Annotated in this window: 10 protein-coding genes, 1 tRNA gene and 3 rRNA genes (1 of these 14 running past the window's edge); 3 read left to right on the top strand and 11 right to left on the bottom strand. The window is 59.0% G+C overall.

The annotated features are described in order from the left end of the window. The first annotated feature begins 34 nt into the window (after nucleotides 1–34). From ACY8FN_RS04225 to ovoA, 3 genes are all read left to right on the top strand, one after another. The gene (locus ACY8FN_RS04225) at nucleotides 35–1,162 is read left to right on the top strand and encodes an S-(hydroxymethyl)glutathione dehydrogenase/class III alcohol dehydrogenase (protein WP_463099310.1); all 1,128 of its coding nucleotides are present in this window, start codon (nucleotides 35–37) and stop codon (nucleotides 1,160–1,162) included. Between the two features lie 48 nt (nucleotides 1,163–1,210). Then, a complete protein-coding gene (gene fghA / locus ACY8FN_RS04220) occupies nucleotides 1,211–2,047 on the top strand; it encodes an S-formylglutathione hydrolase (RefSeq protein ID WP_463099309.1) in 837 nt (278 codons plus the stop codon). 277 nt (nucleotides 2,048–2,324) lie between these two features. Continuing rightward, nucleotides 2,325–4,475: a 5-histidylcysteine sulfoxide synthase gene (gene ovoA / locus ACY8FN_RS04215; protein ID WP_463099308.1), complete on the top strand. Its 2,151-nt coding sequence runs from the start codon at nucleotides 2,325–2,327 to the stop codon at nucleotides 4,473–4,475. Nucleotides 4,476–4,554: 79 nt separating this feature from the next. On the opposite strand, the gene ACY8FN_RS04210 is transcribed toward ovoA, so the two are convergent. The 11 genes from ACY8FN_RS04210 to ACY8FN_RS04160 all read right to left on the bottom strand — a co-directional run. Beyond that, nucleotides 4,555–5,505, bottom strand: coding sequence for a bile acid:sodium symporter family protein (locus tag ACY8FN_RS04210; protein WP_463099307.1), 951 nt, complete (start codon nucleotides 5,503–5,505; stop codon nucleotides 4,555–4,557). 304 nt (nucleotides 5,506–5,809) lie between these two features. After that, nucleotides 5,810–7,255, bottom strand: a complete 1,446-nt coding sequence (locus ACY8FN_RS04205) for an amino acid permease (protein WP_463099306.1) — start codon at nucleotides 7,253–7,255, stop codon at nucleotides 5,810–5,812. A 175-nt stretch (nucleotides 7,256–7,430) separates the two neighbouring features. After that, nucleotides 7,431–7,769: a tRNA-binding protein gene (locus ACY8FN_RS04200; RefSeq protein ID WP_463099305.1), complete on the bottom strand. Its 339-nt coding sequence runs from the start codon at nucleotides 7,767–7,769 to the stop codon at nucleotides 7,431–7,433. Between the two features lie 113 nt (nucleotides 7,770–7,882). Further along, complete coding sequence (locus ACY8FN_RS04195) at nucleotides 7,883–9,328, bottom strand: amino acid permease (RefSeq protein ID WP_463099304.1); 1,446 nt, start codon at nucleotides 9,326–9,328, stop codon at nucleotides 7,883–7,885. Between the two features lie 103 nt (nucleotides 9,329–9,431). Next, entirely contained in the window at nucleotides 9,432–9,887 is a 456-nt protein-coding gene (locus tag ACY8FN_RS04190; RefSeq protein ID WP_463099303.1) for a beta-galactosidase subunit beta, read from the bottom strand. Next, entirely contained in the window at nucleotides 9,884–12,970 is a 3,087-nt protein-coding gene (ebgA, locus tag ACY8FN_RS04185) for a beta-galactosidase subunit alpha (RefSeq protein ID WP_463099302.1), read from the bottom strand. Before ebgA ends, ACY8FN_RS04190 begins: the two co-directional genes overlap by 4 nt. Nucleotides 12,971–13,281: 311 nt before the next feature. Beyond that, the gene (ebgR, locus tag ACY8FN_RS04180) at nucleotides 13,282–14,247 is read right to left on the bottom strand and encodes a transcriptional regulator EbgR (RefSeq protein ID WP_463099301.1); all 966 of its coding nucleotides are present in this window, start codon (nucleotides 14,245–14,247) and stop codon (nucleotides 13,282–13,284) included. A 165-nt stretch (nucleotides 14,248–14,412) separates the two neighbouring features. Next, nucleotides 14,413–14,527: ribosomal RNA gene (gene rrf, locus ACY8FN_RS04175) — 5S ribosomal RNA — on the bottom strand. Between the two features lie 22 nt (nucleotides 14,528–14,549). After that, nucleotides 14,550–14,625, bottom strand: a tRNA-Thr gene (locus ACY8FN_RS04170). A gap of 106 nt (nucleotides 14,626–14,731) precedes the next feature. Next, nucleotides 14,732–14,846: ribosomal RNA gene (gene rrf / locus ACY8FN_RS04165) — 5S ribosomal RNA — on the bottom strand. 106 nt (nucleotides 14,847–14,952) lie between these two features. Next, a 23S ribosomal RNA gene (locus ACY8FN_RS04160) occupies nucleotides 14,953–17,705 on the bottom strand; it runs 137 nt beyond the window's last position.

Genomic DNA, 17,705 nt, shown 5'->3' with positions numbered 1-17,705 from the left:
CTGTTCACCCTGCTCAACAAGAAGGATGTCATTCATGGCACAGGTTCAAAGCATCAAGTGTAAAGCCGCCATCGCCTGGGGCCCGGGTCAGCCCCTCTCCATCGAAGAGGTCGACGTCATGCCGCCGCAAGCAGGCGAGGTGCGGGTGCGCATCGTCGCCACCGGCGTCTGCCACACCGATGCCTTCACCCTCTCCGGTGAGGATCCGGAAGGAGTCTTCCCCTGCATTCTCGGTCACGAGGGGGGCGGCATTGTCGAATCGGTCGGCGAGGGCGTCACCAGCGTCAAGGTGGGCGATCACGTGATCCCGCTCTACACCCCCGAGTGCGGCGAGTGCAAATTCTGCAAATCCGGCAAGACCAACCTGTGCCAGAAGATCCGCGCCACCCAGGGCAAGGGGCTGATGCCGGACGGTACCACCCGCTTCTCGAAAGATGGCCAGCCCATCTATCACTACATGGGCACCTCCACCTTCAGCGAATACACGGTACTGCCGGAGATCTCCATCGCCAAGGTGGACCCGGCCGCCCCACTGGAAGAGGTCTGCCTGCTCGGCTGCGGCGTCACCACCGGTATCGGCGCCGTGATGAACACCGCCAAGGTGAAGGAAGGTGAGAGCGTCGCCATCTTCGGTCTGGGCGGCATCGGCCTCTCGGCGGTGATCGGTGCCCGTCTGGCCAAGGCCGGTCGCATCATCGCCATCGACATCAACGAGAGCAAGTTCGAACTGGCCCGCAAGCTGGGCGCCACCGACTGCATCAACCCGAACGATTACGACAAACCGATTCAGGAGGTGATCGTCGAGCTAACCGACGGCGGCGTCGACTTCTCCATAGAGTGCATAGGCAACGTCAAGGTGATGCGCGCGGCGCTGGAGTGCTGCCACAAGGGTTGGGGCGAGTCGATCATTATCGGCGTCGCCGGAGCCGGTCAGGAGATCAGCACCCGTCCGTTCCAGCTGGTGACCGGCCGTGTCTGGCGTGGCAGCGCCTTCGGCGGGGTACGCGGTCGCAGCGAGCTGCCGAGCTATGTGCAGCGCTATATGCAGGGGGAGTTCCGCCTCGATGACTTCATCACCCACACCATGCCGCTGGAACAGATCAACGAGGCGTTCGATCTGATGCACGAAGGCAAGAGCATCCGCACCGTCATCCACTACTGAGCATGATCACCCCGCCCGCCATTGTGGGCGGGGTGCAGGAGTCCTTCGATGAATCTGGAGATTATCAGCGGCAACAAGAGCTTCGGCGGCTGGCACAAGCGCTATAGCCACGTCTCCGAGGTGCTGGGTTGCGAGATGCGCTTCGCCATCTATCTACCGCCTCAGGCTTTCACCGGCCAGAAGGTGCCCGTGCTCTACTGGCTCAGCGGCCTCACCTGCACCGATGAGAACTTCATGCAGAAGGCGGGGGCCCAGCGTATCGCCGCCGAGCTGGGCATAGCACTGGTAGCGCCGGACACCAGCCCCCGCGGCGACGGCGTAGCGGACGACCCTGGTTATGACCTCGGCATGGGAGCAGGCTTTTACGTCAATGCCAGCCAGAGCCCCTGGCAAGCGCACTACCAGATGTATGACTACGTCACCCGCGAGCTGCCCGATGTGATAGAGACCCACTTCCCGGTCTCGACCCGACGCGCCATCAGTGGCCACTCCATGGGGGGGCACGGTGCGCTGATCGCCGCGTTGCGGGAGCCCGGTCGCTATCGTTCGGTCTCGGCGTTCAGCCCGATCTGCCATCCAAGCCGCAGCCCCTGGGGCCAGAAGGCACTCGGGGCGTATCTCGGCAGCAATCCCTTGCTGTGGCAGGAGTGGGATGCCTGCCAGCTGCTGCGCCACCAGCCGGTCACGCCGCTGCCCACCCTGGTGGATGTGGGGCTGGATGATCCCTTCCTTGCCGAGCAACTGCACATCGATGCGCTGACAGAAGCGGCCGCCAGCAAGGGGTGGCCGCTGGAGCTTAACCGCCACGAGGGCTATGACCACAGCTACTACTTCGTGGCGAGCTTTATCGAGGCGCACCTGCGCTTTCACGCCCGCCACCTCTGATCAACCCAGGCCCGTCACGGGCCTGTTTGCTTGCCAGATATGATGAACGGGGCGGTTCAGCAGCCAACTCGACTCATCTCGCCACTTTACTCACCCCTCTCCGCATGCCGGGTTGGCGGGTCGTCCTGCGGCTCACTATGCTGACAATCCGTGTAATTTTTTGATTGCCGTACCGGTCTGTTGAGCCAATAGTGGTGCCTCGTGCGTACCAAGCTCTCCATAGCGGTAATGTCTTACCACTGTCTTGTCAGTCCTCACTGCCAAAAGGAATCAGAGCGTGACACAAGCAAGCCCTCACCATGCCACTGCCATCGGTCTGCCTGCATCGACCCGCACCCCGCTGCTGACCGGCAGCGATCCCGAGCAGAAACGGCGCGAGTTGCTCAGCTACTTCTGCCAGACCTTCGATCTCTACGATTCGCTGTTTGACTGCCTGGCTGACGAACGTGCCTGGTTCACCAAGGCGATCCCGCTGCGCCACCCGCTGATCTTTTACTACGGTCACACCGCCGCCTTCTTCATCAACAAGCTGCTGGCAGCCCGCCTGATCGACCAACGGCTAAATGCCCGCATCGAGGCCATGGTCGCCATCGGTGTAGACGAGATGAGCTGGGACGATCTGGACGAGACCCACTACGACTGGCCCAAGGTCACCGAGCTGCGCAGCTATCGGGCCAAAGTCCGTGCGCTGGTTTGCGACTTCATCCGGCAGATGCCAATCACCCTGCCCATCGACTGGCAGAGCCCGGCCTGGGTGATCCTGATGGGAATAGAGCACGAGCGCATCCACCTCGAGACCTCCAGCGTACTGATCCGCCAGTTGCCGCTGGCCTGGGTGCGGCAGCAGCCTTATTGGCCCGCCTGTACCGAAGCCCGCCACCGGATTGATCAGGTGCCCGCCAACAGCCTGCTGCCGGTGGCTGGCGGCAAGGTGCGCCTTGGCAAGCAGGACGCCACCTACGGTTGGGACAACGAATATGGCGAGCGCCACATCGAGCTGGCCCCGTTTCAGGCCAGCCGCATGCTGGTGAGCAATGCCGAGTACCTCGCCTTCGTGCAGGCGGGTGGCTATGGCCAGCAACAGTGGTGGGATGAGGAGGGGTGGAGCTGGCGCCAGTATGCCAAGGCGCAGATGCCCACCTTCTGGGTCGGTGACCCCACCGAACCAGCGCAACTGCAACTGCGGCTGATGACCGAACAGGTGAGCATGCCCTGGGACTGGCCGGTCGAGGTCAATCAGCTGGAAGCGGCCGCCTTCTGCCGCTGGAAAGCGGCCCAGAGCGGACTGCCCATCCAGCTGCCGAGCGAGGGGGAGTGGGCCCTGCTGCGCAATCAACTGACGGGCGATCAACCGAACTGGACGGAGGCTCCCGGCAATATCAATCTGGCTCGCTTTGCCTCCCCCTGTGCGGTAGATGCCTGCCCGCAAGGGGAGTTCTTCGATCTGGTGGGCAATGTCTGGCAGTGGACCAGCTCCGCCATCGATGGCTTCGACGGCTTTCGCATCCATCCGCTCTACGATGACTTCTCCACCCCCACCTTTGATGGCAAGCACACCCTCATCAAGGGCGGCAGCTGGATCAGCACCGGCAACGAGGCGCTCAAATCATCCCGTTACGCCTTCCGGCGTCACTTCTTCCAGCATGCGGGTTTCCGCTATCTGGTCTCCCGTTATCAGGAACCCGTTATCGTGAATCCTTATGAAACCGACACCCTGGTCGCACAGTACATCGACTTCCAGTACGGCCCGAGCCACTTCGGGGTAGCCAACTACGCCAAAACGCTTGCTGATCTTGCTGGCGATCTGTGCAGCAACCACCAGCGGGCGCTGGATATCGGCTGTGCCACCGGCCGCGCCAGCTTCGAGCTGGCCCGCCACTTCCAGCATGTGGACGGGGTGGACTACTCGGCCCGCTTCATCGATGTGGCGCAGGCCCTCGCCAGCCAGGAGAGCTTCCGCTATGCCATCCCGCAGGAGGGGGAACTGGTGGCGTATTGCGAGGCGCGGCTGTCGAGCCATGGTCTGGGTGCCAGCGAGATTGAACGCATCCACTTCAGTCAGGGGGATGCCTGCAACCTCAAGCCCAAGTACGACCACTACGATCTGGTGCTCGCCGCCAACCTGATCGACCGGCTACGCGAACCTGCCCGCTTCTTGCGCGATATTGCCCCGCGACTGCGCAGCGGCGGCCTGCTGGTGCTCACCAGCCCCTACACCTGGCTGGCGGAATATACCCCGCCCGCCAACTGGCTCGGCGGCATTCGTGAAAACGGCGAAGCGCTCACCACCTATCAGGCGCTGCAACGGCTGCTGGCGGCGGAGTTCGAGGAGCACTGCCCGCCGCGGGATGTACCTTTCGTCATCCGCGAGACCGCCCGCAAATACCAGCACACGGTGGCGCAGCTGACCGTCTGGCGCAAACGCTAGCACGCCGGTCGGCATGCAGATGAGAAGAGGGAGGCCCACCGGCCTCCCTCTTGTTATGGCAGTAAAAACGGCACGAATATCAATGCCCCTGCTCATGGTAACGGCGGGCCAGCACGGCGCAGACCATCAGCTGGATCTGGTGGAAGATCATCAGCGGCAGCACCATCACCCCGACGCTGGCGGCGGGGAACATGACGTTGGCCATCGGCACCCCGTTGGCGAGGCTCTTCTTGGAGCCGCAGAAGACGATGGTGATCTCGTCCGCCTTATTGAACCCGAGGCGACGGCTGATCCAGACGTTCCAACAGAGCACCAGCGCCAGCAAGACGCAGCTCAACAGCACGATACTGGCCAGATCGTACCAACTTACTTGACGCCAAATCCCCTGCACCACCGCCTCGCTAAAAGCCACATAGACCACCAGCAGGATGGAGCTCTGATCCAGCTTGCCGATCAGCGGACGGTGGCTGTCGACCCAACGACCGATGATCGGGCGCGACAGATGGCCCAGCACGAACGGCAGCATCAGCTGCACCATGATCGCCTGAATGGAGTGCCAGGTGTCGATCCCCTCCCCCTGCACGTGGATCATCATCCCCACCAGCACCGGCGAGAGGAAGATACCGAGGATGCTGGATGCCGAGGCACTGCACACCGCCGCCGACACATTGCCTCCCGCCATCGAAGTAAAGGCGATGGCCGACTGCACAGTGGCAGGCAAAGCGCAGAGGTAGAGGAAGCCGAGGTAGATAGCCGGGCTCAGCCAGCTCGGCACCAGCGGGGTGAGCAGCAGCCCGAGCAGCGGGAATAGAACGAAGGTGCTGAGCATCACCACCAGATGGAGCCGCCAGTGGCCGAGGCCCGCCAGCAGGTTCTGGCGCGACAGCTTGGCGCCATGCATGAAGAAAAGCAGTGCCACCGCCAGCTTGGTCAGCAAACCAAACCTGACGGCCACCTGCCCCTCGCAGGGAAAGAGGGAGGCCAGGGTGACCACAGCAATCAGCACAACAGTAAAGGGATCCAGACGCACAGGGGGTCTCCATCAGCGGGCATCCTGCCTTCGTGGCGGAAGGTCAGGAGCGGGGAGGACAAGAAACACAACAGGAGGTGTCTGGCACCTCCCGTTGAAACGAACCTCCAGCTTACCCCGATATCGAAGAGGCGCAACGTTGAGTGGCGTTGCACGGCGGTTAATTGTTAATCAATGCTTAACGCCTTTGCTTTATCGAATAGCGGAAGTTGACGATCCGCAGGCCCAATAACGCCAAACCGGCGAAATGGGGATAAAAAAACGGGCGACCCAGGCCGCCCGTCTCGTTTTTTCGCTCCGCCGATTAGCTCTGACTGGCCAGCTTGCCGTTGCCGCTTTTCTTGTCATTGCCGCCGAGCTTGCGGGCCTGACGCTTCTCGAAGCGGGAGATCCACCAGTAGGCCAGCGCCGAGAACACCGCGGTCATAAAGACGTTGATGAAGAAGGCGCGCACCAGATCCACCCCGCTCGGGAAGGCGGAGGCGCTCATGCTCACCACGAAGATGGCGATCAGCACCGACACCACCGCCATGCCGAACTTGCGCGAGCCCATACGGAAGTCGCGGGGGGTATCGTCATGTTTCCAGCGGAACACGAAGTAGGCCACCATGATGAAGATCGGCGGCAACATGGCGGTACCGGCGGTGAGGTTGATGGCGGTGTTCATCATCTGCTGCACCGACTCGGAGCCAAAACCGTTGACCACCAGCATCACGAACACGAACACAAACTGCCACCAGGCGGCGCGCACCGGCACCCCGTGCTTGTTGAGGCGGGTGGTCTTGTCGCCATAGACACCCTGCGGGATCTCGGAGAAGTGGATTTTCACCGGCGCCGAGGTCCACATCATCATGGAGCCGAACATGGCGATGAACAGCACGATACCGACCGCGCGGCCCACCAACGTCTCGGAAAGACCGAAGTACTGGGCCATGCCGGTGAAGATCTCCACCATGCCACCGGCATAGGTGAGGCTTTCACGCGGCACGAACACGTTCACCAGCAGGGAACCCAGCGCATACATGGCACCGATGAGAATACCGGCAGAGATAATCACCTTGATAAAGGACTTCTGGCCGCCCTTCACGTCATTGAGATAGGCCGCCGCGGTTTCAGCACCGCCCGCCGCCTGGAAGATCCAGCACATGATGCCAAGGGTCGCCCAGTTGATGGTGGGGGTCATGGCTGCCATGGTGATGGGTTGAGCCGCCACATGGTCACCGCCGAGCGCAGTCAGGGCACCCAACACATAGATGGCGAACAGGGCAAACACGCCGTAGGCCACCAGCTCGGCAATCTTGCCGAGCCAGGTCGCCCCCTTGGTGGAGATATGGGTCGCCGCCGCAAACAGCACGATGGAGATGATCGACGTCACCATGGGAGAGAAGCTGTACTCATAGCCCAGCATGGCGTAAGAGGCGTAGGCGATGACGTTGGGCAGCAACGAGATAAACCAGAACAGGTTAACGAACCAGTAGAGGAAGGAGCCCAGATAGGCCATCCGGGTACCGAGCGGTTTTTTCAGCCAGTCGTACATCCCCGACTCGGAATCTTTGTTGGCCGAGACAAACTCGGCAATGATGAAGACGAACGGCACAAAATAGACGAGCGTAGCCAAGAGGAAGATGGGGGCAGAACTGAGCCCCAGCTCGATGTTGTTGTTGACGATGTTGCGCACGTTGAACACGGCGGCAAAGGTCATCGACAACAGGGCAAACTTGCCGATGGTGCCGCGTACTGATTCAGACATGATGTCCTCCGGTGGATTCACGCCCCTTCACACGGGGGCGCTTTGACTCTGAATGTGTTCGGCGCCTACCAGCTGGCCGCGCCGTTTACTCTCTTGTTATGGTCAAACTGGCCGCTCGTGGCGGCTCTTCGCACACACAGGCGCAGCCCTGCTGCACCTGTGTTCAATCCGTGGATCAGACGATCGGGGTGCCCGGCGCCATCGGCACCCGCGGCTGCAGCAGTACGCTCTGGCTCTCGTCCAGAGTCTCGGCGCAGAGCAACATGCACTCGGATCGCTCGCCGCGCATCTTGGTCGGCTTGAGGTTGGTCAGCACCACCACCTCGCTGCCCAGCAACTCCTCTTCGCTGTAGTAGGGCACCAGACTGGTGACGGTCTGCAACGGCCGCTCGCCGCCCACGTCGATCTGGACGATATAGAGTTTGTCGGCCCCGGGGTGGCGCACCACCTCCAGCACCTTGCCCACCTTCATCTCGACCCGTTTGAATTCGGCAAACTCGATCGTCTCGCTCATTCCTTTCTCCTTGTGTTCGGTTCTTGTGCTCAATGGTGCAACGGGTAACGGGTGGCCGCAGCCACCCGGTTGATCTCTCTTGGCCACGGGGGCCGGTTTGGTCAGGGTTATCGTCAGGATGCCCGGACAGAAATCTGGCTGGTCGGCATGGCCTCTTTTACTCGCGCGTCAGCACTCAGGGAGGCTTCGTAGCGGTTGTACTTCCACCAGGCGAAGCCAAGGAAGATCACGATCCCGCCGACGTTGTAGAAGATGATGGTCATGATGTCGGCGCCGGTCGGGAAGGTGGAGGCGAGGAAGCCCACCGAGAAGATGGCGATCAGCACCGAGACCACGGCGATACCGGTGGTGCGCGAGCCCATCTTGAAATCCCGTGGCAAGTGATCCAGCTTCAGGCGCAGATTGAGGTAGGCCAGCATGATGAACAGCGGCGGCAGCATGGAGGCGGCAGCGGTCATGTTGATGACGGTATTCATCAGCTCTTGCGCGGTGTTGGAGCCCAGGGTCGGGATCACCATCAGCGGAAATACGATCAGGTACTGGATCCAGGCTGCACGGGCGGGCACGCCGTTCTCGTTCAGCTCGACCGTCTTCTTGCCGAAGATGCCAGCCGGGATCTCGGAGAAGAAGATCTTCACCGGAGTGGCGGTCCACATCAGCAGGGAACCGAACATGGCGGTGAAGGAGACCAGCCCCACGAAGCGGTTCATAAACACGGCGGGCAGACCGAAATGGGCAGCCAACCCCTCGAACACCTGTACCGAGCCGCCAGTGAAATGCAGGGTATCGCTCGGCACGAACACGTTGATCAGCAGGGAGGCGATGGAATAAAGCACCCCGATAAAGAGCCCGGCGATGATGATCACCTTCACGAACGACTTGGAGCCCCCTTTCACGTCATTGACGTAGACAGCGACCGACTCGGCGCCACCGGCCGCCATAAAGATCCAGGTGGTGATGCCGAGGAAGGCCCAGCTGAAATCGGGGATCATGGCCTCTACCGTGATGGGGTCGGCCGGTTGTACACCACCGACTAACGCCACACCTGCCAGCAGAATGTAGGAAAGAGTCAGCAGCAACATCAGGGACGAGGTCACCGATGTGATGGGGCCGAGCATCTTGGCGCCGTTGGTGGAGACATAGGTGGCAAAGGCAAACAGCACCATGCTCAGACCCGTGGTGGCCAGCGGGGTGAAAATGTATTCGTAGCCCAAAAAGGCATAGGAGGCGTAGGCGATGACCCGCGGCAGCAGCGAGGTGAAGAAGAACAGGTTCACGAACCAGTAGGTGTAGGCGGAGATAAAGGCCCAGCGCCCGCCGAGGGAGCTCTTCACCCAGGCATACACCCCCGCTTCGGAGTTTTTATTCAGTGACACAAATTCCGCAATGATCAGGCAGAACGGAATGAAGTAAAAAATGGTGGCCAGAAAGAACATCGGGGCCGAGGCCAGACCGATCTCGATGTTGTTGTTGATGACGTTGTTGAAGCTGAATACCGCCGCAAAGGTGAGCGACAGCAGACCAAACTTGCCTATCGTATTCCGTTTGGAATCAGACATGGTGCATCTCCAGACCTGTAGTTATTGCAGCGAAAGGACGGGGCATGGGTTGTAGGGTGAGCCCCGCCCTTCCGGCTTTTATCAGTGCAGAACCAGCGGCGTGTTATTTGTTCTTGAAGTAGCCGCCTTCGACGGTGACCTTGATGATCACCTTGCGTACCGGGCTGTCGCCTGTGAACCGGTAAGCCTCGTCGTTCTCGAAGATCACCACCTGACCGTTGCCGACCTTCTGGCGTTCGCGCACCTCACCGGCCAGCCACTCGCGATCCGTGGTGTCGTCATAGGCCTGCTCGACCCGCAGCTCGTTCTTGGCAGCCCACTCCACCGTCTCTGCCCCTTCCAGGTAGTAGTGGACGTCGAAGTAGCGACGCTGCCCCTCGAACAGTGAGGTGGCCGGGCTGGCCCCCTCCTGCAAGCGGTAGGTGAGAGAGTCACCGATGGAGTGGCAGATGCCGGGCTTGAGATTCGGCAGGTTGTTGATGGCCTCCACGCAGCGGCCCCACTTCTTGCCCTCCCGGTAGATGTTTTTGAACAGGGTCAGGTTGTCCAGGGTGATCATGCGAGGTTCCTCCCGCCGTTGATGGTGAGATCGAGCCCGGCCAGTGCAGCCGGATTGAGGTTGCCGCGGGCGATGGGCAGCAGGGTCAGGCCGAAGCTGAACGGCTCGAAGCGCACCCGCCAGGAGTCCAGCACCTCGGAGCCCCAGGAGTTGGAGCCGAGCCCCAGCACCTTGTGATCCAGATTGAGGGTGAGATAACCGCTAGGCTGCAGCTCGTTGATGTGCTGCGCCCCGTGGATATGCTCCCAGCTGTAGGGCCAGACGCTCAGGTTGATGGGGGCATCGGGTCGCACGTAGAGACCTGCACCGTGACGGTTGGTCAGGGTCGCCCAGCGCACCTGCTGGCGGTTGCCGTTGTCCTGCGGGAAGGGGTAGTGCTCCCACATCTCGCCCACTGTGCTGTTGAAGCGGTCGATCCAGTTGCTCTGGCGGCTGTCCTGATAGTTCTCGCCCGGACCCATGCCGTAGTAGTGCACCCGGTCGAGATCCTGACGAATACCCAGCTCGAAGCCGATCTTGGGAATGATGTCGTCATAGCCGCCGTAGGGCTGACCGGACAGTGCCACATGCAGCTGGCCGTTCGGGCTCAGGGTGTAGACGTAGCGGCAGCGCATGCCGAAGTCGAACACCGGCGGCGCGATCAGGCTCTCGACCGTTACCTCGACCGCCTCACCCAGCTGGCGCCAGCTCAGAGCGCGGAAGTGCTCCTGCATGATCTGCAGGTGGTTCGGGTGCCACAGGCTCTCGTACTCCTGCTTGTGGTTGTCGATCATCGGCTTGAAGAAAGTGAGGCGCGGCGAGCGCTCGATGAGCTCATTGCCATCCTGCTGCCAACTCACCAGCTTGCCGTCGAGGCGCGAGAAGCGCAGAGCGAAGCCGCTGCCGCTCAAGGTCAAGTCGAGGCGCTCGTCGGCAATCTGCAGCGCAGTAGCGTTGGGATTGGCAAAGGGCTGCAGCTGGCGAGTCGATGCCTTCAGCTGGAACTGGTACTGGCCCAACTCGTGCTCCGCCGCGCTGTAACGGGTGGCGGTGGCCTTGATGACCCGCAGCTGGACGAAGGTTTCCCGCCCATCGAGAGAAGGGAGCTCAAGCTGCAGTTCGGTGGTGGCACCGGGGGCAACCCCTTCCAGCCGGATTTGCTGGCTGGCCAGCAGTTCGCCCTCGGCCTTCACTTCGACCAGCAGGCGGATGTCGTCGAGATTGGAGAACCAGTAGCGGTTTTCCAGCTCAAGCCGACCGCTCGCCAGATCCAAGGCCCGCACCTTGACCGGGCAGATCACCTGCTTGTATTCGCGCAGGCCCGGCCCCGGGGTCTGATCCGGATAGATGAGGCCATCCATGCAGAAGTTGTAGTTGTTGGGGTAGTCGCCGTAGTCGCCGCCGTATTTGTAGACGGGGCGCCCCTGCTCATCCTGATCCAGAATGCCGTGATCGCACCACTCCCAGATGTAGTGACCCTGAATGTGGGGATGACGGTCGAACACCTGCTGGTATTCGCTCAGGCCACCCGGACCGTTGCCCATGGCGTGGGCGTATTCACAGATAATGCGCGGCTTCTCCATCGGGAACTCGCCGAAGCAATTCATCTGGGAGACGCGCGAATACATGGTGCTGACCACATCCACCACCTCGGCATCGCGATCCTCTTCGTAGTGCACCAGTCGGGTCGGGTCGATCGCCTTGCAGCGCTGGTACATGGCTCGGATGTTGCAGCCGTAGCCGGACTCGTTGCCCAGCGACCAGATGATGATGGAGGGGTGGTTCTTCTGGGCGTGTACGTGGCGCTCGATGCGATCCACGAACACCGGTTCCCAGAAGGTGTCATCGGTGATGCGACTGAGATCGCCGACGTTGGCAAAACCGTGGGTCTCCACGTCGGTCTCCGCCATCACGAACAGACCGTACTGGTCGCACAGCTCGTAGAAGCGCGGGTCATTCGGGTAGTGGGCGGTGCGCACCGAGTTGAGGTTGTGCTGCTTCATCAGCACGATATCGCGCTCCACCCGATCCATGCCGACCGCACGGCTCTTGAGGTGATCGTTGTCGTGGCGGTTCACCCCGTGCAGCTTGAGATAGTGGCCGTTGACGTAGAAGAGGCCATCCTTAACCTTGATCTCACGCACCCCGACCCGCTGCGGGATCACTTCCAGCAGCTCGCCCTGACCGTTGTAGAGGGAGAGTTGCAGCTGATAGAGGTAAGGGTCTTCGGCGCTCCACAGGTGAGGGTTGGCCAGATCCAGCGTGAAGCGGCAATCACACTTGCCGTCGATGGCGAGATGGTTGAGCGAACCGCTGGCGATCTCGCTGCCCTGATCCAGCAGCGACCAGACCAGACGGTGATCACGGGCAGCCGCCCCCAGATTCTCCAGTTGGATATCGCAGCTCAGGGTAGCGCTCTGGCCGGCAATCTGATTGTCATCGGCCAGCGCGGTGCGAATGAAAAAGTCCTGCACATGGGCGGCCGGTTTGCCTACCAGATAGACGTCGCGGAAGATCCCCGCCATCCACCACATGTCCTGATCTTCGATATAGGTGGAGTCGGCCCACTGCATCACCCGCACCGACAGCAGGTTCTCGCCGATATTGGCGTAGGCGCTGATATCGAACTCGGCGGTGAGGCGGCTGCCCTTGCTGAAACCGACGTAGTGGCCGTTCACATAGACCTCGAAGTAGGTCTCCACCCCGTCAAACTTGATGATCACCTGCTCACCGTCCCAGGCCGGGCTCAGCGTGAAGCTGCGCTGATAGGCGCCGGTGGGGTTGTTGGTCGGCACGAAGGGCACGTCGATGGGGAAGGGAAAACCTTCGTCGGTGTACTGCAGATTGCCATGCCCTTCCATCTGCCACATGTTGGGCACGGTGATCTGGCCCCACTCGCTCATGGGGCTGTGATAGAAGGCCTCAGGCACCTGCAGGGGGTGCGCAAAGTAGTGGAACTGCCACTGGCCGCTCAAGGAGAGAAAGCGGCGGCTCAGCTCGCGCTGCATAGTGGCCGCCAGCGCGTGGTCGGCATAAGAGAAGAAGTAGGCGCGCGGAGCCAGCCTGTTTTCACCAACGAATTGAACGTTTTCCCAGTTATTCACATGTCCTCCCGGAACAAGGCAACTTTGACTGGGTAAACTCTAGATAAACATTTACTAAATATCAGCGAATGATTGGTAAACTTTTAACCAGATCACATCCGGTGACCCACTTTGTGAGCTATCTCAGATTACTGGCTTAAAGCGCACAGACAAGAACAGATATGGCACGGTTATTGATATATTTAACTATGTTCTGATGGTAATTCACTGATTATAAAGGGGTTTATTTGATAGATGTGGGGAATGTAGGCGGGGTTGGCTACATCATGAATACCATGATGTAGCCAAGATAACGCAGGATTTTAGTAAAACTAACGAGTTGTGCCACGCAGAGTCAGATGACTCGGCACCAGTACCCGGAGGGGAATGTCACGCTCGTCACGCAGCCGTTCGACCAGCAGATTGACCCCCTGGGAGCCCATCAACTCGGAGTGGATCCGCACCGTGGAGAGCGGCGGGAAGGTAAACTTGGCGGTCGGGATATCATTGACGCTGATCAGCTCGATCTGCTGGGGAATCGCCAATCCCTTCTCGTGAATGGCACGCAGCACCCCGATAGCAATGGAGTCGGAGGCGACGAACAGCGCCTTGGGCCAATCTCCCGCCAGCATCTCTTTGGCCAAGCGGTAGCCGGAGGCACTGGAGAAGTCACCGCGATAGAGATCGCTCTCCTGCACGACCCCCAACCGCTGGCCATAATCCATAAAGGCCAGCTCACGCAGATCCGGGTTCTCATCCTGCCCACCGATATAGCCGATGCGCTGGTGCCCCTGTGCAATAAAGTAATCAACCACTTGCTGGCTGATCAGGGCGAGATCCACATCGACCGAGTCAAACTCCTCCATGGCGCGGGAATCGACAAAGACCAGCATGTTGGAGCAGGTTCGCAGCTGCGCCAGACGCTCGGCAGAGAGGCTCCCCACCACCAGGATACCATCCACCGCGGTCAGCTCGCGTCCTTCGCCACAGTTGTAGAGGTGGGTCAGTTCGATATTGAGGCGGGCACTCTGGGTCTCGATGCCATAACGGATGGCAAGATAGTAGGGATCATTGACCTCGGTACTCTGCGGGTAGGAGTAGACCACCAGAAAGTGCAGTTTGCTCTTGTGAACCCCCTTGCGGGCGCTGCTGGTCTTGTACTCCAGCCGTTCGGCAATCTCGAAGATCCGCTGCCTGGTCTCTTCCTTGACGCTCAGGGTGGGATCCTCGTTCAGTACCCGGGATACCGTGGCGAGCGAAACCCCCGCCTCCTGTGCTATTTCCTTCAACGTAGCCATCAATACCTCTCTGGCAGCATCACTTGTTAATCGGTAACGGCTAAAGAGTAACGGGCAATCCCTTGATAGCCCAGCGTTTTTACTAAAATGCCGGCAGCAGAGCGGATTTTTGGAACGCAGAAATGCAAAAAGGCCTCCCGAATGGGAGGCCTCTTCTAAATAGGTGCCTGACAGTGTCCTACTCTCGCATGGCGAATGCCACACTACCATCGGCGCTACCGCGTTTCACTTCTGAGTTCGGCATGGGATCAGGTGGTTCCACGGCGCTATTGCCGTCAGGCAAAAGCTTTATTACTTAATACTGGTGCTGATACCCAGAGTCGAACTGGGGACCTCATCCTTACCAAGGATGCGCTCTACCAACTGAGCCATATCAGCACACTAACCGGTAAAGAACACACTGTGTGCGTTATCTAAATCTTCCGTCCAACACAACCTTACGTTGTGTCGCGACCAACTACATCGCTGTAGTTGCTTAATTAAAGCCTGGCAGTGTCCTACTCTCGCATGGCGAATGCCACACTACCATCGGCGCTACCGCGTTTCACTTCTGAGTTCGGCATGGGATCAGGTGGTTCCACGGCGCTATGGCCGCCAGGCAAATTCTTAATCTAGAAAGCTGACGTGAATAACGACTGGGTCATTATCACTGAATTAGTAGTTCGTTCATTCGCTACAAGGCCAGAAACACTTCTTGGGTGTTGTATGGTTAAGCCTCACGGGTAATTAGTATGGGTTAGCTCAACACGTCGCCGCGCTTACACACCCCACCTATCAACGTTGTGGTCTCCAACGGCCCTTTAGGACCCTCAAGGGGTCAGGGATGACTCATCTCAGGGCTCGCTTCCCGCTTAGATGCTTTCAGCGGTTATCGATTCCGAACTTAGCTACCGGGCAGTGCCACTGGCGTGACAACCCGAACACCAGAGGTTCGTTCACTCCGGTCCTCTCGTACTAGGAGCAACTCCCTTCAATCATCCAACGCCCACGGCAGATAGGGACCGAACTGTCTCACGACGTTCTGAACCCAGCTCGCGTACCACTTTAAATGGCGAACAGCCATACCCTTGGGACCGACTTCAGCCCCAGGATGTGATGAGCCGACATCGAGGTGCCAAACACCGCCGTCGATATGAACTCTTGGGCGGTATCAGCCTGTTATCCCCGGAGTACCTTTTATCCGTTGAGCGATGGCCCTTCCATTCAGAACCACCGGATCACTATGACCTACTTTCGTACCTGCTCGACCTGTCCGTCTCGCAGTTAAGCTGGCTTATGCCATTGCACTAACCTCCTGATGTCCGACCAGGATTAGCCAACCTTCGTGCTCCTCCGTTACTCTTTGGGAGGAGACCGCCCCAGTCAAACTACCCACCAGGCACTGTCCGCGAGCCCGATTCAGGGCCCTGCGTTAGAACATCAAACATACAAGGGTGGTATTTCAAGGACGGCTCCAGCGCAACTGGCGTCACGCCTTCAAAGCCTCCCACCTATCCTACACATGTAGGTTCAATGTTCAGTGCCAAGCTGTAGTAAAGGTTCACGGGGTCTTTCCGTCTAGCCGCGGGTACACCGCATCTTCACGGCGAATTCGATTTCACTGAGTCTCGGGTGGAGACAGCATGGCCATGGTTACACCATTCGTGCAGGTCGGAACTTACCCGACAAGGAATTTCGCTACCTTAGGACCGTTATAGTTACGGCCGCCGTTTACCGGGGCTTCGATCAAGAGCTTCGCTTGCGCTAACCCCATCAATTAACCTTCCGGCACCGGGCAGGTGTCACACCCTATACGTCCACTTTCGTGTTTGCAGAGTGCTGTGTTTTTGATAAACAGTCCCAGCCATCTGGTCACTGCGACTCCCAACTGCTCCATCCGCAAGGGACTTCACTGTCAAGAGCGAACCTTCTCCCGAAGTTACGGTTCTATTTTGCCTAGTTCCTTCACCCGAGTTCTCTCAAGCGCCTTGGTATTCTCTACCCGACCACCTGTGTCGGTTTGGGGTACGATGACTTGTAATCTGAAGCTTAGAGGCTTTTCCTGGAAGCATGGCATCAATGGCTTCCGCACCGTAGTGCGTTCGTCTCGTGTCTCAGCGTTGTATCTCCGGATTTGCCTAGAAATACCGCCTACGCACTTTCACCAGGACAACCGTCGCCTGGCCCACCTAGCCTTCTCCGTCCCCCCATCGCAATTACAAGTCGTGCAGGAATATTAACCTGCTTCCCATCGATTACGCCTTTCGGCCTCACCTTAGGGGTCGACTCACCCTGCCCCGATTAACGTTGGACAGGAACCCTTGGTCTTCCGGCGAGGAGGTTTTTCACCCCCTTTATCGTTACTTACGTCAGCATTCGCACTTCTGATATCTCCAGCATACCTCTCGATACACCTTCGCAGACTTACAGAACGCTCCCCTACCACTCACACATAAGTGTGAATCCGCAGCTTCGGTGCCTGGTTTGAGCCCCGTTACATCTTCCGCGCAGGCCGACTCGACTAGTGAGCTATTACGCTTTCTTTAAATGATGGCTGCTTCTAAGCCAACATCCTAGCTGTCTGAGCCTTCCCACATCGTTTCCCACTTAACCAGAACTTTGGGACCTTAGCTGGCGGTCTGGGTTGTTTCCCTCTTCACGACGGACGTTAGCACCCGCCGTGTGTCTCCCGGATATTACTTACTGGTATTCGGAGTTTGCATGGAGTTGGTAAGTCGGGATGACCCCCTAGTCCAAACAGTGCTCTACCCCCAGTAGTATTCGTCCGAGGCGCTACCTAAATAGCTTTCGGGGAGAACCAGCTATCTCCGAGTTTGATTGGCCTTTCACCCCCAGCCACAGGTCATCCCCTAACTTTGCAACGTTAGTGGGTTCGGTCCTCCAGTTGATGTTACTCAACCTTCAACCTGCCCATGGCTAGATCACCCGGTTTCGGGTCTACACCTTGCAACTAGACGCCCAGTTAAGACTCGGTTTCCCTACGGCTCCCCTATACGGTTAACCTCGCTACAAAATGTAAGTCGCTGACCCATTATACAAAAGGTACGCAGTCACCCCGAAGGGCTCCCACTGCTTGTACGTACACGGTTTCAGGTTCTATTTCACTCCCCTCACAGGGGTTCTTTTCGCCTTTCCCTCACGGTACTGGTTCACTATCGGTCAGTCAGGAGTATTTAGCCTTGGAGGATGGTCCCCCCATATTCAGACAGGATGTCACGTGTCCCGCCCTACTCGATTTCACTTCAAGGTCGTTTTCATGTACGGGGCTATCACCCTGTATCGCTGGCCTTTCCAGGACCATTCCACTAACTTCCAAGAAACTTAAGGGCTAATCCCCGTTCGCTCGCCGCTACTAAGGGAATCTCGGTTGATTTCTTTTCCTCGGGGTACTTAGATGTTTCAGTTCTCCCGGTTCGCCTCGTTAAGCTATGTATTCACTTAACGATACCCAGCTTATG

The organism is Aeromonas sp. 160P (assembly GCF_055193095.1).
Note: the sequence above shows the minus strand (reverse complement) of the source record. Positions and strands in the feature narration are given on the sequence as shown.

What these genes read in the sequence shown, in the direction of transcription:
- ACY8FN_RS04200 (WP_463099305.1), bottom strand. Translation starts at nt 7,769, where the DNA reads ATGAGCGAGACGATCGAGTTTGCCGAATTCAAACGGGTCGAGATGAAG.
- ACY8FN_RS04205 (WP_463099306.1), bottom strand. Translation starts at nt 7,255, where the DNA reads ATGTCTGAATCAGTACGCGGCACCATCGGCAAGTTTGCCCTGTTGTCG.
- ACY8FN_RS04195 (WP_463099304.1), bottom strand. Translation starts at nt 9,328, where the DNA reads ATGTCTGATTCCAAACGGAATACGATAGGCAAGTTTGGTCTGCTGTCG.
- ACY8FN_RS04190 (WP_463099303.1), bottom strand. Translation starts at nt 9,887, where the DNA reads ATGATCACCCTGGACAACCTGACCCTGTTCAAAAACATCTACCGGGAG.
- ACY8FN_RS04225 (WP_463099310.1), top strand. Translation starts at nt 35, where the DNA reads ATGGCACAGGTTCAAAGCATCAAGTGTAAAGCCGCCATCGCCTGGGGC.
- fghA (WP_463099309.1), top strand. Translation starts at nt 1,211, where the DNA reads ATGAATCTGGAGATTATCAGCGGCAACAAGAGCTTCGGCGGCTGGCAC.
- ebgR (WP_463099301.1), bottom strand. Translation starts at nt 14,247, where the DNA reads ATGGCTACGTTGAAGGAAATAGCACAGGAGGCGGGGGTTTCGCTCGCC.